Annotated in this window: 19 protein-coding genes and 2 tRNA genes; 7 read left to right on the top strand and 14 right to left on the bottom strand. The window is 64.2% G+C overall.

Features of this window, described 5'->3' with window-relative positions; genetic code table 11:
- Positions 1 to 22: 22 nt before the first annotated feature.
- Positions 23 to 262, bottom strand: a complete 240-nt coding sequence (locus I2C21_RS11880) for a polya polymerase (RefSeq protein ID WP_101691791.1) — start codon at positions 260 to 262, stop codon at positions 23 to 25.
- A 317-nt stretch (positions 263 to 579) separates the two neighbouring features.
- Here I2C21_RS11880 and I2C21_RS11875 point away from each other — a divergent pair, with 317 nt between their 5' ends.
- Positions 580 to 783 carry a hypothetical protein gene (locus tag I2C21_RS11875; RefSeq protein ID WP_101691790.1) on the top strand — a complete coding sequence of 68 codons (204 nt, stop codon included), beginning with the start codon at positions 580 to 582 and terminating at the stop codon, positions 781 to 783.
- Positions 784 to 857: 74 nt separating this feature from the next.
- Here the strand turns inward: I2C21_RS11875 and ptsP are convergent, their stop codons facing one another.
- The 8 genes from ptsP to I2C21_RS11835 form a co-directional block, all read right to left on the bottom strand.
- A complete protein-coding gene (gene ptsP / locus I2C21_RS11870; protein WP_101691789.1) occupies positions 858 to 2,480 on the bottom strand; it encodes a phosphoenolpyruvate--protein phosphotransferase in 1,623 nt (540 codons plus the stop codon).
- 66 nt (positions 2,481 to 2,546) lie between these two features.
- On the bottom strand, positions 2,547 to 3,401 hold the full coding sequence (locus tag I2C21_RS11865; RefSeq protein WP_101691788.1) for a PTS system mannose/fructose/sorbose family transporter subunit IID: 855 nt from the start codon (positions 3,399 to 3,401) through the stop codon (positions 2,547 to 2,549).
- Positions 3,391 to 4,149 carry a PTS mannose/fructose/sorbose/N-acetylgalactosamine transporter subunit IIC gene (locus I2C21_RS11860; protein WP_101691787.1) on the bottom strand — a complete coding sequence of 253 codons (759 nt, stop codon included), beginning with the start codon at positions 4,147 to 4,149 and terminating at the stop codon, positions 3,391 to 3,393. The genes I2C21_RS11865 and I2C21_RS11860 overlap by 11 nt, the downstream gene beginning before the upstream one ends.
- Positions 4,150 to 4,283: 134 nt before the next feature.
- Positions 4,284 to 4,757: a PTS sugar transporter subunit IIB gene (locus I2C21_RS11855; RefSeq protein ID WP_101691786.1), complete on the bottom strand. Its 474-nt coding sequence runs from the start codon at positions 4,755 to 4,757 to the stop codon at positions 4,284 to 4,286.
- The gene (locus I2C21_RS11850; protein ID WP_195279368.1) at positions 4,754 to 5,167 is read right to left on the bottom strand and encodes a PTS sugar transporter subunit IIA; all 414 of its coding nucleotides are present in this window, start codon (positions 5,165 to 5,167) and stop codon (positions 4,754 to 4,756) included. The genes I2C21_RS11855 and I2C21_RS11850 overlap by 4 nt, the downstream gene beginning before the upstream one ends.
- 33 nt (positions 5,168 to 5,200) lie before the next feature.
- Positions 5,201 to 6,253 (bottom strand): zinc-dependent alcohol dehydrogenase, encoded by a 1,053-nt coding sequence (locus I2C21_RS11845; protein ID WP_101691784.1) that lies wholly within the window; start codon positions 6,251 to 6,253, stop codon positions 5,201 to 5,203.
- A gap of 17 nt (positions 6,254 to 6,270) precedes the next feature.
- Positions 6,271 to 7,044 carry a class I fructose-bisphosphate aldolase gene (locus I2C21_RS11840; protein WP_193538619.1) on the bottom strand — a complete coding sequence of 258 codons (774 nt, stop codon included), beginning with the start codon at positions 7,042 to 7,044 and terminating at the stop codon, positions 6,271 to 6,273.
- A 59-nt stretch (positions 7,045 to 7,103) separates the two neighbouring features.
- On the bottom strand, positions 7,104 to 7,361 hold the full coding sequence (locus tag I2C21_RS11835; RefSeq protein ID WP_180956748.1) for an HPr family phosphocarrier protein: 258 nt from the start codon (positions 7,359 to 7,361) through the stop codon (positions 7,104 to 7,106).
- 306 nt (positions 7,362 to 7,667) lie between these two features.
- On the opposite strand from I2C21_RS11835, the gene I2C21_RS11830 reads away from it, so the two are divergent.
- Complete coding sequence (locus I2C21_RS11830; RefSeq protein ID WP_195279367.1) at positions 7,668 to 9,314, top strand: PucR family transcriptional regulator; 1,647 nt, start codon at positions 7,668 to 7,670, stop codon at positions 9,312 to 9,314.
- A 331-nt stretch (positions 9,315 to 9,645) separates the two neighbouring features.
- On the opposite strand, the gene I2C21_RS11825 is transcribed toward I2C21_RS11830, so the two are convergent.
- The 5 genes from I2C21_RS11825 to I2C21_RS11805 all read right to left on the bottom strand — a co-directional run bounded on the left by I2C21_RS11825 (position 9,646) and on the right by I2C21_RS11805 (position 12,648).
- Entirely contained in the window at positions 9,646 to 10,395 is a 750-nt protein-coding gene (locus I2C21_RS11825; protein WP_195279366.1) for a Rossmann-like domain-containing protein, read from the bottom strand.
- Entirely contained in the window at positions 10,392 to 11,195 is an 804-nt protein-coding gene (locus tag I2C21_RS11820) for an ABC transporter permease (RefSeq protein ID WP_101691780.1), read from the bottom strand. The genes I2C21_RS11825 and I2C21_RS11820 overlap by 4 nt, the downstream gene beginning before the upstream one ends.
- Positions 11,179 to 12,411 (bottom strand): substrate-binding domain-containing protein, encoded by a 1,233-nt coding sequence (locus I2C21_RS11815; RefSeq protein WP_195279365.1) that lies wholly within the window; start codon positions 12,409 to 12,411, stop codon positions 11,179 to 11,181. Before I2C21_RS11815 ends, I2C21_RS11820 begins: the two co-directional genes overlap by 17 nt.
- A 68-nt stretch (positions 12,412 to 12,479) precedes the next feature.
- A tRNA-Met gene (locus I2C21_RS11810) sits at positions 12,480 to 12,556 on the bottom strand.
- 3 nt (positions 12,557 to 12,559) lie between these two features.
- A tRNA-Leu gene (locus tag I2C21_RS11805) sits at positions 12,560 to 12,648 on the bottom strand.
- A gap of 405 nt (positions 12,649 to 13,053) precedes the next feature.
- Between I2C21_RS11805 and prfB the strand changes: the two genes are divergently transcribed.
- From prfB to I2C21_RS11780, 5 genes are all read left to right on the top strand, one after another.
- Positions 13,054 to 14,175, top strand: a complete 1,122-nt coding sequence (gene prfB, locus I2C21_RS11800; protein ID WP_195279364.1) for a peptide chain release factor 2 — start codon at positions 13,054 to 13,056, stop codon at positions 14,173 to 14,175.
- Between the two features lie 506 nt (positions 14,176 to 14,681).
- Complete coding sequence (locus I2C21_RS11795; RefSeq protein WP_195279363.1) at positions 14,682 to 17,765, top strand: alpha/beta fold hydrolase; 3,084 nt, start codon at positions 14,682 to 14,684, stop codon at positions 17,763 to 17,765.
- 92 nt (positions 17,766 to 17,857) lie between these two features.
- Complete coding sequence (locus tag I2C21_RS11790) at positions 17,858 to 18,361, top strand: S-layer homology domain-containing protein (protein WP_195279362.1); 504 nt, start codon at positions 17,858 to 17,860, stop codon at positions 18,359 to 18,361.
- Complete coding sequence (locus tag I2C21_RS11785) at positions 18,301 to 19,545, top strand: tyrosine-protein phosphatase (protein WP_195279361.1); 1,245 nt, start codon at positions 18,301 to 18,303, stop codon at positions 19,543 to 19,545. Before I2C21_RS11790 ends, I2C21_RS11785 begins: the two co-directional genes overlap by 61 nt.
- Before the next feature lie 42 nt (positions 19,546 to 19,587).
- Positions 19,588 to 21,789: an S-layer homology domain-containing protein gene (locus I2C21_RS11780; RefSeq protein WP_195279360.1), complete on the top strand. Its 2,202-nt coding sequence runs from the start codon at positions 19,588 to 19,590 to the stop codon at positions 21,787 to 21,789.
- Positions 21,790 to 21,939 lie beyond the last annotated feature (150 nt).

Here is a 21,939-nt window from a genome sequence, read left to right as displayed (position 1 = left end):
GTGCGGCCCTCCTGTGCGTTGTTTACTCCGCGTTCAGCTCGTGCAGGAAGTTGATCAGGCGGATCTGGTCGTTCTTATCGTTGGCGAAGAGCTCCAGAGAAGAGCCGGACTCCTGGATCAGACGGCCGATGGCGATGTACTGAGACATGGAGGACTTCAGGTTGAAGATATCCCCCTCCAGGGACTTCAGGTAGACCTCGTGCTCGCAGGAGTTGACCACGTCGATAAACTTCTGGACATCCTTAATATTGGTCAGGCGCATGAAAAATTCCCTCCTTTATTGAATGGTTCTATCGCAGGCTGTAAAACAGATTTTCACCGGCTTTAGTATAGCATAGATCCCCCCGCCCGGCAACGGTACGATGTGGAAAATAAACTGGCGATTCTTGCCCTTTTCTGAACTGTTTTTCACAAAGCCGCGGCTTTTTGGATGGATTTTCCTCCATCCGGTGCCCTTCTGCCCGCCTCTGGGATGGGGGCTCTCCTTCCGGTTCTGAATTTCCCTTTCCCGGCATAGGATACATCGACAAGGGCCGTCCCCGCCGGGGACACGCCGCTGAAACAGAGGAGTGTATCGCTATGAATGTCACGTGCAAGCAGACCATTCCCCTCCTGACCCGGGTGGTGGTGACCGCCGGCGCCTGTGTGGGCTGCCGCCCGGCCATCCGGCCCGAGGGCACCATCGTGGAGGTGGGGGAGGAGGGCGTGTTCCGGGTGCTCTTTGAGGACGGCACCCGCCGCTGGTACCGGGCGGAGGAGCTCTCCCTCTCCCGCCCCCGCTGACCCGCTCTCCCGCCGCGCAGACGCGCCCCCGGTTCCGCTGGTTTGGAACCGGGGGCGCACTTCTTTTTTCAGGATCACTGCCCCATCTGGCACACCTGCATCCGGGTGCGCAGGATGGCGCCGGGACTCATGGACAGCTCGTCGATCCCCAGGTCCAGGAAGGTCTGGAGGAGGGACGGGTCGGCCCCCAGCTCGCCGCAGATGCCGATCCAGATGCCCGCCCGGTGGGCGTTCTCGGCGGCCATGGCGATGAGGCGGAGCACCGCCCGGTGCTCCGGGTCGTCAAAGCAGGCCACGCTGGCGTTCTGGCGGTCCAGGGCCAGGGTGTACTGGGTCAGGTCGTTGGTGCCCACGCTGAAGAAGTCCACCTGCCGGGCCAGCTCCTCGCTGAGGAGGGCGGCGGCCGGGGTCTCGATCATGATGCCCAGCTCCACATCTCCGGCATAGGGGATGCCCTCGGCGTCCAGCTCCCCCCGGACGGCGGCGGCCGCCTCCAGGACGGAGCGCACCTCGGCGGGGGAGGTGATCATGGGGAACATGATGGCCAGCTTCCCGTAGACCGACGCCCGGTACAGCGCCCGCAGCTGGGTGCGGAAGACCTCCGGCCGGGTCAGGCAGATGCGGATGGCCCGCATGCCCATGGCGGGGTTCTCCTCGGGAGGGAGCTGGAAGTAGTCGGCCTGCTTGTCGGCGCCGATGTCCAGGGTGCGGATGACCACCCGCTTGCCCCCCATCCGCTCCAGCACATCCCGGTAGGCACTCAGCTGGGTCTCCTCATCGGGGTAGTCGCTGCGCTGGAGGTAGAGGAACTCGCTGCGGAAGAGACCGATGCCCTCGGCGTCTCCCGCCAGGGCGGCCTCGATGTCCTCCGGGCCGCCCACGTTGGCGCACAGCTCGATCTTCCGACCGCCCCGGGTCACGCTGGCCCGGCCCCGGTAGCACTCGGCCTCCGCCCGCTCGGCGCAGGCGGCGCTCTGCCGGGCCTCAAATTCCGCCCGGACCGCCCCGTCGGGGGCCACGACCACCTCGCCGGTGCTCCCATCCACCGCCACCTCCCGGCCCTGGGAGAGCAGCTCCAGGGAGCGGCCCAGGCCCACCACCGCCGGGATGCCCATGGTGCGGGCAAAGATGGCCGTATGGGAGTTGACCGAGCCGCCCGCCGTCACGAAGGCCAGCACCTTGCTCCGGTCCAGGCGGGCGGTCTGGCTGGGGGCCAGGTCCTCGGCGGCCAGGACGGCCGGCTCGGTGAGGACCAGGGCCTCCTCCTCCGTCCCGTTCAGGATGTGGATGAGCCGCGCGCCGATGTCCAGCACGTCGGCGGTCCGGCCCTGCATATAGTCGTTGTCCATGGCGGCGAAGGCGGCGGCCGCGTCCCGAGAGGCCTCCTGCACGGCATAGGCCGCGTCGGCTCCGTCACGGATGCGCTCCTCCACCCCCTCGCAGAAATCCGGGTCCTCCAGCACCATCTGGTGGATCTGGAAGAGCAGGGCGTTCTCCTCCCCCAGGGTCTCCAGCGTCTGCTGGTAGATCTCCTCCAGCTCCACGCCGGCCTGGGCACGGGCCGCCTCAAAGCGCGCCAGCTCCTCCTCGGGCACGGCGCCGCTCCTGGGCCGGAGCTCGGCCGGGCCGCTCCCCAGGCGGTGGATGGGGCCGATGGCCACGCCACGGCTGACCCCCTGTCCATGTAATGTGGTCATAGTCCATGTCCCTCCTGTAAAAACGAGCCGGACGGCAGGTCTGCCGCCCGGCTTGCTCGGTTTCGATCAGAAGATGCCGACCATTCCGCCGACAAAACCGATCACGACCAGACCCAGCATGATCTGGATGGAAGTGAACTTCTCCTTCCGCAGCAGAGCGTAGACGCCCAGGGTCACGCCCAGAGGCAGAAGACCCGGCATGATCGCGTCAAAGAGCTGGCTCTGCAGATCGAAGGCCTGCTCTCCGATGTTGAAGGCGATGGCGGTCTTGAAGCTGACGGAGGTGGCCACCAGGCCGCCCATGACGGTACAGCCCAGGATGCCCGCCGCGCCGATGAGCTGCTTCATCCGGCCGCCGGCCAGCATGGCGGTGATGGCGCTGCTGCCCAGGGAATAGCCCTTCATCCAGCAGTTGTAGGCGATGAGCATCAGGATGATGGGCAGGCCGATGAGGACCAGCAGGGGCCCGAAGAGGTTTCCGGTGCTGCCGAAGCTGATACCAAGAGCCACCACCAGGGGGATGATGACGCCCTGGTCCAGCGCGTCGCCGATGCCGGCCATGGGGCCCATCATACCGGTCTTGACGGCGTTGATGGCCTCGTCGCTGATCTCGGCTCCGTTGGCCCGCTCCTCCTCCATGGAGATGACGGCGCCGTGGATGACCGCGCCCACGTTGGGGTTGGTGTTGAAGAAGGTCAGGTGGCGCTGAAGGCCGGCGATCTTCTCCTCCCGGTCGGGATAGAGCTTTTTGATGATGGGCGCCATGCACATGGCGAAGGCGCCGCCCTGCATGCGCTCGTAGTTGTAGTTGGCGTGAGAGAAGAACTGCCACAGCCAGTAGGAGCGGCGGATGTCCTTCTTGTCCAGCTTAATCCGCTTATCGGTCTCCTGGACCGCATTGTTTTCCACATTAGCCGCCATAGCTCGCATCCTCCTTCTGATTCATCTGCATGTAGATGAGGGCAAAGACCAGTCCGAACATGGCCACGCCCACGATGCTGATCTGGAAGTAGGCCACCAGCAGGAAGCCCACCAGCAGGAAGGGCATGGTCTCGTTCTTCAGGATGGCACGCAGGTTCAGGCCGATGCCCAGGGCGGGCAGCAGGCCGCCCACCACCTCCAGGGCGTGGAGGATGTTGGTGCCCTGCACCACGTTCAGGAAGCTCTCCATCAGAGGCACGCCGGCCATGAGGATGACCACGGCCACGATGACCTTGAAGACCAGCATCATCACGGCGCTGGGCAGCCAGTTCATGAGCATGACGCCCTTCTCATCGCCCTTGGCCGCATAGCTGTCGGCCCAGTGGACGAAGAAGGAGTCGATGGTCATCTTGCCGACCCACCAGATGGTGCCCAGCAGGCCCAGGGGAACGGCGATGGCCAGAGCCACTTCGGTGCTGACGTTGGTGGCGATGGCCAGGGCGGTGCCGATGTAGCCGGCCACGGCCATGTCGGAGGGCATGGAGCCGCCTACGTTCAGGTGGCCCAGATAGATCAGGTTGATGGTGGCGCCGATGATGGTGCCCGTCACGGGATCGCCCATGACCAGGCCCGTCAGGAAGCCTGCCACAATGGGACGCTGGAGCACGTAATATCCTTCACCGAAGAACCAGGGTGCGTCGGAGAGATAGTAGAGCACTCCGATAATCAGGGCTTGCAACCAACTCATAACAAATGACCTCCTCTTTTCATTCGCTCAGAATCCGGGACAATCTATCAGTACGGCAGGCAACGCCCTCCTTTCGTCCCCCGCCGTCGGTTCCCCGCGGAGTTTTCATGGGCGCGCAGGAGAAAATACAGGTGTTACAGCTTGACCTTGTCGATCTCGATGCACTTGCCGTCGGGCACGATCTGGCAGAACACCCGCACCCCCTTGGCGGCGATGGCCTGGAGCTGTTCCAGCTCGGCGGGAGAGACCTGGATGTTGCGCAGGATCATCTTCCGGCCGGCCACATAGCCCATGCCGCCCAGGTTGAGCTCCTTCATGGGGGCGCCGCCCTCCAGCAGGCGCTGCATCACATCGGGGGTCTTGGCCAGCACGATGGTGCGCAGCTCGGGGGGATCGTTGGCGATGGCCTCCAGGGCCTGCTCCACCGTGTAGATGTGTACGTCGTAATCCCGGGGGACCGCCATCTTCATGACCTGGCACAGGAACTGGTCCTGGGCGGTCTTGTCGTCCACCACGAAGATCCGGGTGGCCTGATAGACCTTGCTCCACCCCGTCATCACCTGTCCGTGGATCAGGCGGTCGTCAATGCGGTAAAATACCACGCTCATACGGTTTCCTCCCTTTCTGCGATCACCTGCTCGGCGTTGACAAAGCCCTCCCGTCCGGCCTCGGTGGCCGCTGCGATGAGCTCCCCGGCCTCCATCTCTTCCCGGAGGGTGAGCAGCTCCAGCAGGGCGGGCAGATTGTAACCCGACAGGGCGTGCACATGGTGCTTCATCACCATCAGCATGGCGGTGTTGGACGGCGTGCCGCTGGGCAGGTCGGCCAGGATCAGGGTGTGATCCGGGTCTCCGAAGGCGTCGATGGCCTGCTCCAGCTTGAGGGAGAAGGTCTCCACCGTGTCGCCCGGGTAGAGGCCGAACACCTCCAGGTTCTCCTGGGGGCCCAGGATCATCTCGGCCGCCTCCCGCACACCGGCTGCAAAGGCGCCATGGCTAATCAGAATCAAATTGATCACGCTGTTTCGTTCCTTTCCGCTTCAGGGATACGGTCAATCCCCGCTCAAATCGATGAGGACCCGGTAGGTCTCCGGGCTGGAGGCCCGCTCAAAGGCGGTCTGGCAATCCTCCATGGCATAGCGCTCGGTGATGAAGGGCTCCACATCGATCAGATGATACCCCAGAAGCCGGGACGCTGTCCAGAAATGTCTGGCGGTGGGGCTGTAAGAGCCGGTGATGCGCTTTTCACTGTAATGGATCTTGTTGGGGTCGATCTGGATGGGTCCGCTGGGATGGAAGGAGCCGTAATATACCATACGGCCCCGCTTGGCCAGACATTCCAGATAATCCTGGGCCAGAGAGAGCACGTTGACGGTGTAGAAGCACACGTGGGCGCCCCGGCCGCCGGTCAGCTCCAGGATGGTCTGGATGGGATCGCACTGGGTGGGGTCCACCACCACGTCGGCCCCCATCTTTTTGGCCATCTCCCGCCGGGCGGGGTCGGGCTCCATCAGGATGGTGCGGGCGCCCCGCTTCTTGCACAGCACATTGTGGAGCTGGCCCATGATGCCGCCGCCCACAATGACCACGTCCTCGCCGAAGTCCACCTCGCCCTGGTCCAGGCTGCCCAGGCAGCAGGCCAGCGGCTCGGCAAAGGCGGCCACCGAGAGGTCGGCCTCCTTGTCCGGCAGGGCATAGACCCGCTCGGAGCCGATAGCCAGGTACTGTGCGAAGCCTCCCGTGCCGGGGATGCCGTCATAGAACCGTTTTTTCGCGTTGCCGGTACACTCGTTGTCATGGCCCCGGTAGCACTGCTCGCACTGTCCGCAGCTGTCGAAGGTCTTGACCACGACCTTGTCCCCCACCTTTACGTTGGCGAAGGTCCCCTCGCCGATGGCGGCCACGGTACCCGAGATCTCATGGCCGGGCACGAAGGGAAGGGCCACGTCGCCGCCGGAGAAGATCCGCTGCTCCCAGGTGCAGATCAGCGCCTTCTCCACCCGCACCAGCACCTCGCCGGCGGCGGGGACGGGGGTATGGAGCTCTTTGACCTCCGCCTTGCGGGGCTCGGTCACGACGATGGCTTTCATGGTTTCCGGAATCATGTCGCTCCCCTCCTCTCTTACAGGCCCTGGATGTCGGCGGCCCGCTTGCCGTTGTGGACCAGATCCACCAGCGCCCGGGTCACGGCCTCGGGGTCGGGATGCTTCCACACGTTGCGGCCGATGGCCACGCCGGCCGCACCCACCGAGATGGCCTGCTCGATGCAGACGAAGAGGTCGGAGAGCTGGCTGGTCTTTTCCCCGCCCAGCACCACCACGGGCTGGTAGGAGGCCTCGATGACCCCCCGGAACTCCTCGGGCGTGCCGGTGAAGGTGGTTTTGATGATGCTGGCGCCGTACTCACAGCCGGTCCGGGCGGCCAGGCGGACGTTCTCCACCGTCTTGGGCACCTCGTTGCCGAAGCCGCCGGGGAGCATCTCGGCCATGACCGGCATCCCCCAGGCCCGGCCCTGGGCCGAGAGCTCTGCCACGTTCTTCATGCAGTCCTGCTCGGTGGGAGTGCCGGGGAAGCCGTTGCAGGCCACCGCGTCGGCGCCCAGGCGCAGGGCGTCCTCCACCGAGAAGAGCATCCGGGGATGGCCGTTGGCGGCGCTGGGGATGGCGGAGTAGCCGCCGTCGCAGCGGAGGATCAGTCCCACATGGCGCAGTATGTCGGCGTACTTGCTGGCGATGCCGTAGGTGGTCAGCACGGCGTCGGCGCCGCCGGCCACGATGGCCTCCAGGATCTCACCGGTCCGGTCCAGGGCGGGGTTGACGTTCATCCCCATGCCGTGGTCCATGGCCACAATGACGGTGCGGCCGTCTTCCCGGAAAATCTTACCCAGTCGTCTCATAGTCACATTCCTCCTATTCCCGTCTCCCGGGGAAGGGCTCCTCCCTTCCCGCGGTTTGTTTACAGATTTTCCTCACAGATCTGCCGGAGCTGAGGAAACACCGTCTCCTCGTCCGGCCCCTCTACGGTGAGGGTAATGGTATCGCCCTGCTGAATGCCCATGCCCATCACTGCCAGGATGCGGCTGACATTGACCCGCTTATCGCCCTTGCAGACCTCGATGACTGACTCACACTGCTTGGCCAGCTTGACGAACATTCCGGCGGGGCGGGCGTGCATGCCCAGACTGCTTTTGACCGTATAGACATATTCTTTCACTGTGATTCCCCGTTTCTTTCCAATCAGAGGCCCCCGGCGGTCTTCTTCCGGTTGGTAGGACCAACCTAAGGGCTGCCTTGGTTCACATGCCCTATTATAACTGGCACTTTCCACCAAAACAATGTGGTCTGACACCAATTTGATTCGTGCAATTTTGGGAAGCGTTCACAAAAGCGACGGAAAACACCCGGTTCTTCTCTTGCCTTTTCAGTGAAAAAGACTATAATGATTGGGTGTCAAACCGGCCGTATAAAGGGAAAACGTGCCCGTCCGGCCTTTTTTACCCAGACAGAGGAGGTACCAGCCATGCACCGAACACCCACCGCCCCCGACCCATCCCTGGATTTTACCCTGGGAGACCTCCTCCAGCTCAGCGCCATGGAGGGGGCCCTTCTGCGCGCCGGTGCGGATCAGATCGGCCGCGCCATTCTCCGCGCCAATGTGATCGAGGGGGCACAGCTCTCCGACTGGGGCGAGGCGGGGGACTGTATCATCAGCTCGGGCTATGCCTTCCGGGGGCAGGATGAGCTGCTGCTGACCCAGCTGCGGCGCATCCGGGACAAGGGGGTGGCCGTCCTGTGCCTCAAGCCCACCCGCTTCCGCCAGGGACTGCCCCAGGCGGTGGTGGAAGAGGCCCAGGCCCTGAACTTCCCCCTGGTGGAGCTGCCCATGACGGCCATCTTCTCCAACATCGTGCAGGAGAGCATGGAGGCCCTCTTCCAGCGGGAGACCCACTCCTTCCAGGTCATCCAGGACAAGATGGAGCGGCTGCTGGGGGCCTTTCTCCGCTCGGACGATCCGGAGCAGACCCTTCTGGCCGTGGAGGAGGTCATCGCCAACCCGGTGATGATCTTTGACGAGGAGAATGAGCTTCTGGTCTCTCCCCAGAGCCGCTCCCTCCTGCTGGAGCCCCTGCAGGACGACATCATCCGCCAGCTCTACAAGCGCACCAACCGCCACACCCTCACCATCCGGCGGGAGGGAAAGAGCGAACAGGTCCCCGTCCACTTCTTCGACATCGGCGGCCCCACGGGCATCCGCATCATCATCCCGGAGTACTACGGCCCCCTCAGCCCGGTGGACCAGCAGGTCATCAACCGGGTGCGCCACCTGCTGGCCGCCGAGATGAAAAACGCCCTGGCCCTGAAGAAGCTGCGCCGGAAGTACAAGCAGCAGTTCGTGGAGAACTGGCTCTTCGGCCGCCTGGGGGACGCCATCCACATCTGCGTTGCCGCCCAGAGCGACGGGTATCCGGTCCGGGCCGACCAGTCCTACTATGTGGCCATCGTCAACCTGAACACCACCCGCTCCGCCGGGCGTTTCCGCAGCCAGGACGTGAACGTGATCCGCCACATCATCCGCAATCTGGACTCCAACATCATGTTCACCGTGCTGGAGGGGAAGCTCATCCTGGTGGTGGAGGACCGCCCCGACGCGGCGGCCTCCCTGCGGGAGCTCTCCCTCCTCACGGAAAAGCTCAACTACATCATGGACAAGGGGGACATGAGCTTCTGTCTGAGCAGCGCCTATCCGGTCCAGGACCTGCCCAAGGCCTACCAGCAGGCCCGCACGGTGAGCAGCATCAGCCAGCGCTGCGGCATCCGGGATCACATCATCACCTACGACAAGCTGGGCATCCTCTACCTCCTGGCCCTCCTGCCCGAGGACGAGGCGGTGGAGCAGTATCAGAACAAATTCCTCCGCCCCCTCCGGGAGTACGACGCCAGCCACCGCACCGCCCTGCTGGAGACCCTGCGGGTCTATCTGGAGGCCGGGTGCAACACCCAGAAGACCGCCCAGCTCCTCCACAGCCACTACAACACGGTGGTCTACCGGGTGACCCAGATCGAGCGGCTGCTGGGCCTGCCCATCCACGACGTGGAGACCCAGCTCCAGCTCCGGGTGGCCTACAAGCTGGACCAGCTCCGCTCCGCGCCCCCCGCCGAAGGATAGCAAAACCGCCCCCGGTTCCGCTTTTGGGAACCAGGGGCGTCAGCGTGTCGAAGAACTTCGACACGCTTCTCAAAAATGCAGGCATTTTTGAGAAGGGGATGCAGGCCCCTTCATGCACTCGCTTGCGCTCGCACACTTGCGGCCTGAGCAGAGTGTTTTCCGACGTACACGCCGCCGGAAAACACGATTTTGACTTTTTCCGCCGTCTGCGGACGGCGGAACTCTGCGAGGCTCTTGCAGCGCCAATCGCAGATGTACACTTTTTTGACAGTCTGACGCCCTCTGTTCCGCTCATGGGGAACAGAGGGCGTTTCCATTTCATCTTATCATCTTATTTCATGCTCTCGTCGGCAAAGCAGGCCCGCTTCAGCCCCAGGATGGGGGCGGCACCCGACAGGGTGGTGCCGAAGAAGACCACCTCTTTGTCCAGGTCCAGGTAGTCCACGATGGTGCCGTTGCACAGGGTGCTGCCGGTGCAGAGCACCAGATCGGCCCAGGCCACCGTCTCCTCCCGGCACTTCTCTCCCGAGAGCACGGGGCAGCCGTCCTTCTCCTTGCCGATGTTGTCCGGGTTCAGGTCCAGCACCCGCAGGGGGAAGCGCTGGGAGAGGGCGCCGATGAGGGCGGGCTGGAAGCCCACCAGGGCGATCTTGGGGGCGCCGTAGGTCTCGGCCACCCAGTCGGCCATGTGCCGGGCGCAGAACTCCGGGCCGCCGTCCTTGCAGTGGACCGTGTTGTCGGCCCGGCCCAGGGCCTTCATCACCGCGTTGAGGGAGGCGATAAAGAGCCCCCGGGCGTGGGGGTCCCCCTCCAGATCCAGGGACAGGATGTCCCGGAGGGTGCCCTCAAACCGGGCCGGGGCGTCGGTGAAGGCCTGTCCCATGGCACCCCGGAAGGTGGCCATGAGCATGACCTCCTTTCCGGTGAGGATGGGGAAATCGGTGCGCTGGGTGTGGCCGATGGCCTCCTCGGGGGTGAGGCCCCGGGCGTTGATCTCCACCCGCTCGGCCTCCATTCCCTCCTCCGCCAGTACCCCCTCCAGGGAGCGGCGGAGGGTCTTATAGAGCTCCTTTGACGTCATAGATAGTCGCTTCCTTTCCGTCCGGCCAGGCGGCTCACCCCCTGCACCGACAGGGAGAGGAGCAGGAGGAGGAGCGCCGTGGCCAGCGCCAGATCATTCTCGCCCGTGGAGATGTGGAGATAGATGCTCCCGGGCAGGGTTTCCGTCTTCATCCGGGTCACCCCCACCAGCATGAGGGTGGCCCCAAACTCCCCGATGCCCCGGCTCCAGGCCAGCAGCACCGCCGAGGCAAGGCTGGGCACGCACAGGGGGAGGGTCACATACCGGAAGGCCTGCATCCGGGTGGCCCCCAGAGTCTGGGCGGTGAGGGGGAGCTCCGGGTCCACCCGCTCAAAGGCCTCGGCGGCCAGGTGGATCACAAAGGGCAGGTTGATGAGCAGGTGGACGGCCACGATCCCCTTGGGGTCAAAGACGATGCGCAGCCCCAGCTCCTTGAGGGCCTTCCCGGCGGGGGAGGACCACACCGTCAACAGGCACAGACCCAGCACCAGATAGGGTAAGGACAGGGGGAGCTCCAGCACCGCCCGGGCCAGTCCCCGGCCGGGCAGCTCCCGGCAGGCGAGCAGGTAGGCGCAGGGGATGCCGATGAGCACGCACAGCAGGGTGGACACCGTGGTGGTCCACAGGCTCAGCCACAGGGCAAAGCGGGTCTCCCGCTGCCCCAGGGCCTCCCCCAGATGGGGCAGTCCCCCGGCCACCACCGCCCACAGGTTGACCGCCACATACCCCAGCACCGCCAGCAGCAGCACCAGGCTCACCCACTCCAGGGGGTGAAAGGGGGTCTTACTCCGCCAGCTCATAGCCGCAGCCGGTCCAGATGGAGCGGGCCGTCTCCCCGGCCAGGAACTCCTCCAGGGCATCGGCGGCCTCCGGGGCGTCCGAGCAGGTCAGCCGGGCGGCAGGGATGGTCTTGATGTAGGCTTCCATCTCCTCGCTGGGCACGATCTCGGCCTCCCCCTCCTTCACATTCTCCTTCCACACCACCACCGCGTCGCACTCATCGGCGGCCAGGGCGGTGGTCATGGCGGGGGCGGTGGTGGTCTGGGAGACGATGTCCACCTGATCGGTCAGGCCGAAGTCGGCAAAGACCTGCTTAGCGATCTTTCCGATGGGGGTGGCCTCCGGGTCACCGATGACCACCCGCACCCCCTCCCCGGCCAGGTCGGCGGGGGAGGCGATCCCCTTGGGATTGCCCGTCTGCACCGCGATCACCGGGATGTGTCGCACCAGAGGGGTGGAGTCCTCCACCAGCTCGGCCACGGGCTTGACCTCCTGTTCCGAGCCGGCAATGAAGAAATCTCCCTCCTGGGCGGTGTTGATCTGGGTCTGGATCTGGGCGGCGTTGGCATAGGTCACCTCCACCGTGCAGCCGGTCTCCTCCTCAAAGGCCTGGGCGATGGCGGAGAAGGGCTCCTTCATGCCCGCCCCGCAGAAGATGAGCAGGCTGTGCCCCTCCAGGCTCTCCCCGGCGGGAGAGGCCGTGGGCGTGGCGGCCGGCGTGGCGGGCACGGTGGACGGCGTTGGGGAAGCGGCCTGGGCGGTGAGGTATTTCAGGATGCGCGCCCGGGCGCTCTTCACCGAGAGAGCGTCGATCTTGTAGTATTTCTTCATGTTCTGGTTGCCCACGAAGAAGAGGAGGTTCTCCAGCAGGGCCAGCCGCAGCTCCACCGGCAGCCCCTCCCCCCGCAGCTCCTCCCAGGGCACCCACCACACCCGGCAGGGGCTCTGGGTGTAGACCGTGTAGGGACAGGTGCGCCGTGGGGTGCACAGCACCTCTCCCGCCACCAGATAGCCGGGCAGGAGCTGCTGGTAGAGAAATTCCGCCCCGTTCTCCTCCAGCTTGGCCGCCCGCATGGTCCCCTCCAGCAAGATCCCCAGGCGGGCGAGGGTCTCCCCCGCCTGGATCACGATGCGCCCGGCGGGGAGTTCCTCCACGGTACCCGCCAGCCGCTCCAGGGCCGCGCCCGCCGCGCCCCGGAACAGGACGCACTCCTTCAATTGCTCCAGATCCTCCACAAAACCGCCCTCCTCCGGCGTTTGGATAAAACAAAAAGCGACTTGTCGAAACAAGTCGCTTTTCTGTATGGTTGCGGGAGTAGGATTTGAACCTACGACCTCCGGGTTATGAGCCCGACGAGCTACCAAGCTGCTCTATCCCGCGATATGGTGCCGGAGACCGGGATCGAACCGGCACGGGATTTGAGTCCCACAGGATTTTAAGTCCCGGGCGTCTGCCAATTCCGCCACTCCGGCGTTCCAGTCTCGTGCACTTCCTGAGTGCTCAATTAGAATACCACACCCATCTGTGGATGTCAAGCTTTTTTTCCAACTTTTTTTCCGTCCCCCTTAGACACATTTTGAAACGGGAAACGCATATACTGGTCTGTACGTCCCATGGACGCCCGATTCCAGACCCAGAGAAAGGAGGAGCCCTCATGCCCGATCCCGATCCCCGCCCCGTTCCGCCCGCCGCCCCGCCCAGGGAGGATGTGGACGATCTCATCTTCCGTACCGAGCCCACCGGGCCGGACTGGCTGGTCAGCCAGCGCTGAATAAGGTACTCTTTTTGCGGATTATTCACAGTTTTACTTTACATCTCGCTGTTTCTTGTATATAATAGGAAAGCTAAACCATCATCAAATAGTGAGAGTGTGTATCATGCTTCAATTTGACGAATATAAGGTAAAACTGAATAACATCGTGCCCGACCTGGACGATCTGGACCAGGCCCTGGGGCTGGAGGCCGCCGCCCGTGAGGTGGAGATGCTCGAGTCGGAGAGCGCCTCCGACGGTTTCTGGAACAACCTGGAGAAGGCCCAGAAGGTCCAGCAGCGCATCTCCCAGCTCAAGAGCAAGCTGGAGGGCCAGGAGCGCCGCCGGAATGAGTGGTCCGACCTGATGACCCTGTGCGAGATGGGCAATGAGGAGGAGGACGACTCCCTCCTGCCCGAGCTGGAGGAGGGCTTTGCCAAGCTGGAGGCCGACATCGAGGAGGCCCGCCTCTCCTCCCTGCTCACCGGGGAGTATGACAACTCCAACGCCATCCTGACCATCCACGCCGGCGCCGGCGGCACCGAGGCCCAGGACTGGGCCCAGATGCTCTACCGGATGTACACCCGCTGGGCCGAGCGCCACGGCTATGCCTGCAAGACCATGGACTATCAGGACTGTGAGGAGGGCGGCATCAAGAGCGCCACCATCACCATCTCCGGCGAGAACGCCTACGGCCATCTGAAGAGCGAGCACGGCGTGCACCGTCTGGTGCGCGTCTCCCCCTTCGACGCCCAGGCCCGCCGTCAGACCTCCTTCTCCGCGGTGGAGGTCATGCCCGAGCTCCCGGACGACGTGGAGGTGGACATCCGTCCCGAGGACATCGAGATGCAGGTCTACCGCTCCTCCGGCGCGGGCGGCCAGCACGTCAACAAGACCTCCTCCGCCGTGCGCCTGATCCACAAGCCCACCGGCGTGGTGGTCTCCTGCCAGACCGAGCGCAGCCAGTTCCAGAACCGGGACAACTGTATGCGGATGCTCCGCTCCCGCCTGGTGCAGCTCAAGATGGAGGCCCATCTGGAAAAGATCTCCGACATCAAGGGCGTACAGCTCAAGATCGAGTGGGGCAGCCAGATCCGCTCCTACGTCTTCATGCCCTACCAGCTGGTGAAGGACAACCGCACCGCCTATGAGACCAGCAACATCAACGCGGTCATGGACGGCGACATCGACGGTTTCATCAACGCCTATCTGAAGGCCAGCGCCACCGGCAACTGGGCCACGAAATAAGCAGACAAATCCCCCCATCCCCGCTCCTCCTGGGAGCGTTCGGGATGGGGGGATTTCGTTTTTATTTCCTATCCGCGAATGGTCGGATCGAGCTCGTTCAGGATGACGCCGTCCCATGAAGCCCTTGCCGAACATTCTCTGTCATAGTACATCCACCTTTCTCTGCTTTTTATGAGGATAGACGAAACATATTTCAACTGGTTCCATTTTTGCAGGGGATTCGTATGGATGAAGGAAGCCCTCCCTATGGCGAAGAATCCTGAGGCATTTTACGCTGCGCCATAACCGGAAAAACAGCGTGTGTACTGCCCTGTTTGGGTACGCTCTCCCCCGCCGCGCAATGCGCGGCGGGTCTTTTTTCTGCCACCCGTTACAGCTTTGGGAAAAAGATAGAAAATTGTATTGGGGAGTGCTTGTATTCTCGTTACCAGTTTGTTACTATTAGAGATGTCGAAGGGTCCCGGTAAGATCCGGGGCACAATAAGACGAAAGGTGGAATGTCTGAAATGAAACAGAGCAAGAAGCTTCTTTCGCTGTCTCTGGCGGCAGCCATGACCATGGGTCTGGCCGCGCCCGCCATGGCCGCGGAAGAGACGGTCAAGCCTGAGGAGGGCAAGATCGTCATTCTCCACACCAACGATGTCCATTGCCAGATCGACCAGGCAAAGGGCGAGGACGGCGCAGTCACCAATCTGGGCTACGCCGGCGTGGCCGCCTACAAGGCGGAGATGGAGGCCCAGTACGGCGCCGAAAACGTCACTCTGGTGGACGCGGGCGACGCCATTCAGGGCGGCCCCATCGGCACCCTGTCCAAGGGTTCCTACATCGTGGACATCATGAACCAGGTGGGCTATGATCTGGCCATCCCCGGCAACCATGAGTTCGACTACGGTATGGAGAATTTCCTCACCCTGGCCAAGGACAAGGCCGAGTACTCCTATCTCTGCTGCAACTTTACCGACCTGAACGGCAAGGCCGTGCTGGACGCCTACAAGCTGGTGGATTACGGCGACGTGACCGTGGGCTATGTGGGCATCGACACTCCCGAGTCCTTCACCAAGTCCACTCCCACCTACTTCCAGAACGACAAGGGCGAGTACATCTACAGCTTCTCCCAGGGCAATGAGGGCAAGGACCTCTACGCCGCCGTGCAGAAGGCTGTGGACGACGCCACCAAGGCCGGCGCCGACTACGTGGTGGCCCTGGGCCACCTGGGCAACGAGGGCTCCACCGACGTGTGGACCTCCAAGTCCGTCATCGCCAACACCACCGGCATCGATGTGTTCATCGACGGCCACTCCCACGAGACCTATGACGAGACCGTCAAGAACAAGGACGGCGAGGAGGTCACCCTGGCCCAGACCGGCACCAAGCTGGCCAACCTGGGCAAGGTGGTCATCGACACCAAGACCGGCGACGTGACCACCGAGCTGGTCTCCGGCTATGACAAGCAGGACGCCGACACCGCCGCCTTCGTGGCCAAGGTGAACGACGAGTTCTCCGGCGTGCTCCAGAAGGTCGTGGCCAAGTCCGACGTGGCCCTCACCACCAAGGACCCCGCCACCGGCAACCGCGCCGTGCGCAACGCCGAGACCAACCTGGGCGACCTGTGCGCCGACGCCTACCGCGTGATGCTGGGCGCTGACGTGGCCTTCGTCAACGGCGGCGGCGTGCGCGCCGACATCGACGCGGGCGACATCACCTACGAGGACATCATCAATGTCCATCCCTTCGGCAACGAGGCCTGCCTGGTGGAGACCACCGGCCAGGACATCCTGGATGCTCTGGAGATGGGCGCCCGCCTGTATCCCGAGGAGAACGGCGGCTTCCTGCAGGTCTCCGGCCTGACCTACACCATCGATCCCTCCGTCCCCTCCGGCGTGGTCCTCAGCGATGAGGGCGAGTTCGTCAAGGTGGAGGGCGCCTACCGGGTCAACAACGTCATGGTGGGCGGCGAGCCTCTGGACGTGAACAAGACCTACACCCTGGCTTCCCACAACTACATGCTCAAGAGCGGCGGCGACGGCTTTGTGATGTTCAAGGACGACAAGCTGCTCAAGGACTCCGTCATGATCGACAACGCCGTGCTCATCAACTACATTGTGGACGAGCTGGGCGGCGTGGTGAGCGACGCCTACGCCGATCCCAAGGGCGACGGCCGCATCACCGTCAAGGAGGGCACTGCTGTGCAGCCCGCCCCCACCTTCACCGACGTGGCCGAGAATGCCTGGTACGCCCCCGCGGTCTCCTATGTGACCTCTGAGGGCATCATGAACGGCACCAGCAAGACCACCTTCGGTCCCACCGGCACCGTGACCCGCGGCATGGTCTATCAGACCCTGTACAACATGGCCGGCAAGCCCGCTGTGACTGAGCCCGCCACCTTCACCGACGTCTCCGGCAAGTGGTATGCGGACGCTGCCGCCTGGGCCGAGGACGAGGGCCTCACCACCGGCGTGAGCAAGGGCGTCTTTGGCGGCGAGAGGGCCATGACCCGCCAGGAGCTGGCCAAGGTCTTTGCCGACTACGCTGCCCAGAACTGCATCCTGCCCACCGAGAGCGCTGACCTGAGCACCTACTCCGACGCCGACGCCGTGGCCGCCTGGGCCAAGGAAGGCGTGGAGGACGCCGTGGCTCTGGGCATCCTCTCCGGCAACAAGGGCAAGCTCAATCCCACCGGCACCGCTCAGCGCGCCGAGCTGGCTCAGATCCTCAAGAGCTTTGACGCGCTGGAGCCCACCTACACCGAGACTGTGGTCTCCATCCCCGTGGCGGCTCAGGACGGCATCCCCGCCCATGACATCCCCGCCACCGTCACCATGCCCACCGCCGCCTCCAAGGACGCCAAGGTCCCCGGCGTGGTCATGCTCCACGGCACCGGCTCCAACCGTGAGGAGGCCGGCAACGGCTACGCCATGGCCGCTCCCGTGATGGCCACTCAGGGCATCGCCACCATCCGCATCGACTTCATGGGCAACGGCGAGTCCAAGGCTGACTATGTCAACTACAACAACACCTCCGCCGTGATCGACGCCAAGGCCGCCGCCGACTACCTGGCCGGTCTGGAGACCGTGGACGCCTCCAACCTGGGCGTCATGGGCTGGAGCCAGGGCGGCACCGACGCCCTGCTGGCCGCCGAGGCCCATCCCGACACCTTCAAGGCCGTGGTCACCTGGTCCGGCGCCCTCTACCTGGGCATGACCGAGGACGAGGACTTCCAGGCCGCCTACGAGACCGCCAAGAAGGACGGCTACTATGAGCAGACCTACGACTGGCGCGAGCCCCTGCACATCGGCGAGCGCTGGTACAAGGAGATCGCTGAGACCGACATGCTGAAGGTCACCGCCGGCATCAAGGCTCCCATCCTGGCCATCAACGGCAAGAACGACACCACGGTCACCCCCGACAACGCCGAGAAGATCGTGGAGGCCTCTGCCAACGATGCCAGCGAGGTGCTGCTGGTGGACAACTGCGACCACACCTACAATGTGTTCTCCGGTGACTTCACCGCTCTCTTCCAGACGGTGGACGCCACCATCGCCTTCTTCCAGGCTCAGCTCATCCCCGCCGCTGCGGACGCTGCCGCCTGATCCAACTGCATCTTACCCAGTCTGCGGGGCCGGCCGAAGGGCCGGCCCCCTTTTGTCCCCACTTGATTAACGGAAAGGTATGTGAATCAGCCATGAAAAAAACGCTCACCCTGGCCCTGACCGGCGCCCTGGTCCTCTCTCTGGCTGCCCCCGCTCTGGCAGCGGAACCGTCCGCCTTTACCGATGTGGCGGAAAAAGCCTGGTATGCTGACGCGGTCTCCTATGTGACCGCCGAGGGCATCATGAGCGGCACGGGCAAGACCACCTTCTCCCCTGCCGCCACCGTGACCCGCGGCATGGTCATCCAGACCCTCTACAACCTGGCGGGCGCCCCCGCCGTGGACGCCAAGACCTCCTTCACCGATCTGGACGGCAAGTGGTACGGCACCGCCGCCGTCTGGGCCGAGCAGGAGGGCCTGGCCGCCGTCCCCGCCGACAAGACCTTTGCCGGGGACCGGACCATCACCCGGGCCGAGCTGGCCGTCCTGCTCTCCCGCTATGCCGCCCTCACCGGCGTCTCCAGCGAGGAGGGGGCATGGCCATGCGGGAGGCCCCCGACTATGACCAGATCCCATCCTGGGCGCTGGAGGGGATGAGCTTCTGCTACTACGCAGACATCCTCAAGGGTGACAGCCGTGGGTACCTCAACCCCAACGGGGCCGCCCAGCGCGCCGAGCTGGCCCAGATCCTCATGCAGTTCTCCTCCCTCACCCAGACGGAGGCCCCCGAACCCATGTCGGGCGCCGTCCGGGAGATCGAGAAGTACGGCCATGCGGTGCTGGACATCTCCATCGCCGACTTTGAGAAGGCCGGCTTTGCTCTGGGGGACACGGTGGACGTGGTCTTTGACAACGGCTACACCCTCTCCGGCATCCCCTACTTCAACGGCTACTACGTGGACAAGGGAGAGGCCATGCTCCGGGCCTATCCCGGCGACACCTACCTGGCCGTGTGCATCAACTACGGCAAGCTCAACGAGACCGCGGGTGTGCAGGTGGGCAGCACCGCCACCATCTCCCTGGCCCAGAAGGGCGCCGAGAGGGACACCCAGGAGCTCAACTCCCTGGTCTACACCGATGAGCGCTCCGACTACTCCAGTGACGCCGTCTTTGCCAACTTCCGGGCCGTCACCGTGGGCGACATCGCCGAGGGTGCTCTCTACCGCTCGGCCAGCCCGGTGAACAACGAGCACGGCCGTGCCTCCTACGCCGACGCCCTCATCCAGAAGGCCGGGGTCAAGACCGTCCTCAATCTGGCCGACCACAAGGAGGACATCGACGGCTATCTGGCCGCGGAGGACTTCGCCTCTCCCTACTACAAGAGCCTCTATGAGGCGGGCAGTGTCATCCCCCTGGGCATGCCGGTGGACTACTCCTCCGAGAGCTTCGGCGCGGATCTGACCGCCGGACTGGCCAAGCTCTCCCAGCAGCCCGGCCCCTATCTGGTCCACTGCACCGAGGGCAAGGACCGGGCCGGCTTCACCTCCGCCCTGCTGGAGTGCCTGATGGGCGCCAGCCTGGACGAGGTGGTGGCCGACTACATGGTCTCCTATGAGAACTACTACGGCGTCACCCAGGCGGGCCAGCCGGAAAAATACCAGCTCATCGTGAAGAACAACATTCTGGACATGCTGCGCACCATCGCCGGTGTGGAGAAGGACGCCGATCTCTCCGGCGTGGATCTCCAGGCCGCTGCGGAGGACTACCTCACCGGCTTCGGTATGACGGCCGAGCAGCTCACCGCCCTCAAGACCAATCTCTCCACCCCCGCCTCCCACTGATGGAACCAAGATGTATGGAAATGAAAGGTATGTGAAACAGCCATGAAAAAGCCTCTTTCCCTGGCGCTGACCGGCGCCCTGGCACTCTCTCTGACCGCCCCCGCTCTGGCGGCTGAGGTTGCCGCCTTCACCGACGTGGCCGAAAACGCCTGGTACGCCGAAGCGGTCTCCTATGTGACCGCCGAGGGCATCATGAGCGGCACCGGCAAGACCACCTTCTCCCCCGCCGGCACCGTCACCCGCGGCATGGTCTACCAGACCCTCTACAACCTGGCCGGCAAGCCCGCCGTGGCCGAGAAGGCCACCTTCACCGATGTCTCCGGCACCTGGTACGCCGACGCCGCCGCCTGGGCTGAGGACGAGGGCCTCACCACCGGCGTGAGCAAGGGCGTCTTTGGAGGCGAGCGCTCCATGACCCGCCAGGAGCTGGCCAAGGTCTTTGCCGACTACGCCGCCTCCAAGGGGGTCAATGCCGCCAATGCCGATCTGAGCACCTACGCCGACGCTGACGCCGTGGCCGCCTGGGCCAAGGACGGCGTGGAGCGGGCCGTGGCTCTGGGCATCCTCTCGGGCAGCCAGGGCAAGCTCAATCCCACCGGCACCGCCCAGCGCGCCGAGCTGGCCCAGATCCTCATGACCTTTGACGGCCTCACCGCCGAGACCCCCGCCGAGGACTACATCGCCGCCCATGCCGATGACTTCTTCCTCACCGGTAAGACCGAGTATGCCATCCAGGGCATGATGGTCTCCAAGGACACCTCCTTCCACAACGATCTGGAAAATGTGGACTACACCGCCACCGACGACGGGGTGAGCGTGGTCCTCAAGGGCACCGTGGGTGAGCAGTGGATCGCCAAGCTGGACAAGGTCCTCAAGACCTACACCAAGGCTGACGGCTCCGCCCTCACCGCCGAGGACTTCACCGGCAGCAAGGACACCTTCATCGACCTCAAGACCAAGGCTGAGCCCGACACCAACTTCGCCTGCTTCGTGCCCGCCGACGTGCGCCTCACCGTGAACACCGCCTGGGGCGATGTGCTCCACGTGAACGATCCCTCCTCCGAGCACGGCTACGGCGACTATCTGGTCTGCCCCAACAAGGACGGCAAGCCCGACTTCTCCGACGTGTGGGTGGTCAACGGCGCCGTGTTCGGCAGCACCTATGACGTGAGCCGCGGCCCCGTGGTGGGCCGTGTGGCCGCCGTGGAGAAGTACGGCAACCTGGACCTGGACATCAAGCCCGAGGCCCTCTACACCGCCGGCCTGGAGCTGGGCGACGTGCTGGACGTGACGGTCAACGGCGTGAGCCTGGCCATCCCCTTCTGCACCGCCTACAGCGATGTGAATACCGGTGAGACCGTGGTGCGCGACAACCAGGAGAGCGACCTGCTGGTGGTGGCCATCAACATGGGCAACTTCGCCGAGACCTACCACGTGGACGAGGGGGATGTGGTCTCCTTTGCACTGGCCGAGAAGGCGGGTTACCTGGGCCAGTATCAGGCCCACCAGCTCCAGCGCACCAATGAGCGCAAGGACTATTCCTCCGACGAGGTCTTTGCCAACTTCCGCCCCGTGGTGATGGGTGACATCGCCGAGGGCGTGCTCTACCGCACCAGCAGCCCCGTGAACCCGGAGATCGGCCGTGCCTCCTATGCCGACGACCTCATCGAGAAGGCCGGTATCCAGACCGTCATCAACCTGGCCGACGATGACGCGGCCATCCAGGGCTACTTTGCTGCCGAGGGCTTCGACTCCCCCTACTACAAGGGCCTCTATGAGGGCGGCCATGTGATCGCCCTGAACATGGGCGTGGACTACAAGTCCCAGGACTTCCAGTCCAAGCTCAAGAGCGGCCTGGAGTTCCTCATCGCCAACAAGGGTCCCTATGCCTTCCACTGCAACGAGGGCAAGGACCGTGCCGGCTTCACCGCCATCCTGCTGGAGTCCCTGATGGGCGCCACCCAGGAGGAGATCGTGGCCGACTACATGGTCTCCTATGAGAACTACTACCACGTGCAGAAGGGTTCCGAGCAGTACAAGCTCATCGCCCAGGTGGCCGAGGGCATGCTCCGGGATATGGCCGGTCTGGAGAAGGACGCCGACCTCTCCAAGGTGGACCTGTCCAAGGCCGCGGAGGACTACCTCCTGGGCATTGGCCTGACCGCGGACCAGATCACCGCCCTCAAGACCAACCTCTCCACCCCCATCGTCGGGTCAAAGTCCGTACCGTTCCCCCAGGCCTAACGGCCAGGGCTCACTTCACTCCCTTGCCCCTCCTCTCCCAAACAAACCCGCTTCGCTGGGCTTCGTTTGGGTTCCCGGGCGGGCCACTCACTTGCAGCCTTAAGGGCCGCCCCGCAGCAAGCGGGGCGGCCCTTTTCCCGGTGCAAAATG

It is taken from the genome of Clostridium sp. J1101437_171009_A5 (assembly GCF_015547905.1).
Classification (GTDB): Bacteria; Bacillota; Clostridia; order Oscillospirales; family Oscillospiraceae; genus Pseudoflavonifractor_A; species Pseudoflavonifractor_A gallinarum.
The sequence above is the reverse complement of the archived record's forward strand: the minus strand, read 5'-3'. Positions and strand labels throughout refer to the sequence as shown.

Coding starts and splice junctions, on each gene's coding strand:
- I2C21_RS11880 (WP_101691791.1), bottom strand. CDS start 262: ATGCGCCTGACCAATATTAAGGATGTCCAGAAGTTTATCGACGTGGTC.
- I2C21_RS11875 (WP_101691790.1), top strand. CDS start 580: ATGAATGTCACGTGCAAGCAGACCATTCCCCTCCTGACCCGGGTGGTG.
- ptsP (WP_101691789.1), bottom strand. CDS start 2,480: ATGACCACATTACATGGACAGGGGGTCAGCCGTGGCGTGGCCATCGGC.
- I2C21_RS11865 (WP_101691788.1), bottom strand. CDS start 3,401: ATGGCGGCTAATGTGGAAAACAATGCGGTCCAGGAGACCGATAAGCGG.
- I2C21_RS11860 (WP_101691787.1), bottom strand. CDS start 4,149: ATGAGTTGGTTGCAAGCCCTGATTATCGGAGTGCTCTACTATCTCTCC.
- I2C21_RS11855 (WP_101691786.1), bottom strand. CDS start 4,757: ATGAGCGTGGTATTTTACCGCATTGACGACCGCCTGATCCACGGACAG.
- I2C21_RS11845 (WP_101691784.1), bottom strand. CDS start 6,253: ATGATTCCGGAAACCATGAAAGCCATCGTCGTGACCGAGCCCCGCAAG.
- I2C21_RS11840 (WP_193538619.1), bottom strand. CDS start 7,044: ATGAGACGACTGGGTAAGATTTTCCGGGAAGACGGCCGCACCGTCATT.
- I2C21_RS11830 (WP_195279367.1), top strand. CDS start 7,668: ATGCACCGAACACCCACCGCCCCCGACCCATCCCTGGATTTTACCCTG.
- I2C21_RS11825 (WP_195279366.1), bottom strand. CDS start 10,395: ATGACGTCAAAGGAGCTCTATAAGACCCTCCGCCGCTCCCTGGAGGGG.
- I2C21_RS11820 (WP_101691780.1), bottom strand. CDS start 11,195: ATGAGCTGGCGGAGTAAGACCCCCTTTCACCCCCTGGAGTGGGTGAGC.
- prfB (WP_195279364.1), top strand. CDS start 13,054: ATGCTTCAATTTGACGAATATAAGGTAAAACTGAATAACATCGTGCCC.
- I2C21_RS11795 (WP_195279363.1), top strand. CDS start 14,682: ATGAAACAGAGCAAGAAGCTTCTTTCGCTGTCTCTGGCGGCAGCCATG.
- I2C21_RS11790 (WP_195279362.1), top strand. CDS start 17,858: ATGAAAAAAACGCTCACCCTGGCCCTGACCGGCGCCCTGGTCCTCTCT.
- I2C21_RS11785 (WP_195279361.1), top strand. CDS start 18,301: ATGGCCATGCGGGAGGCCCCCGACTATGACCAGATCCCATCCTGGGCG.
- I2C21_RS11780 (WP_195279360.1), top strand. CDS start 19,588: ATGAAAAAGCCTCTTTCCCTGGCGCTGACCGGCGCCCTGGCACTCTCT.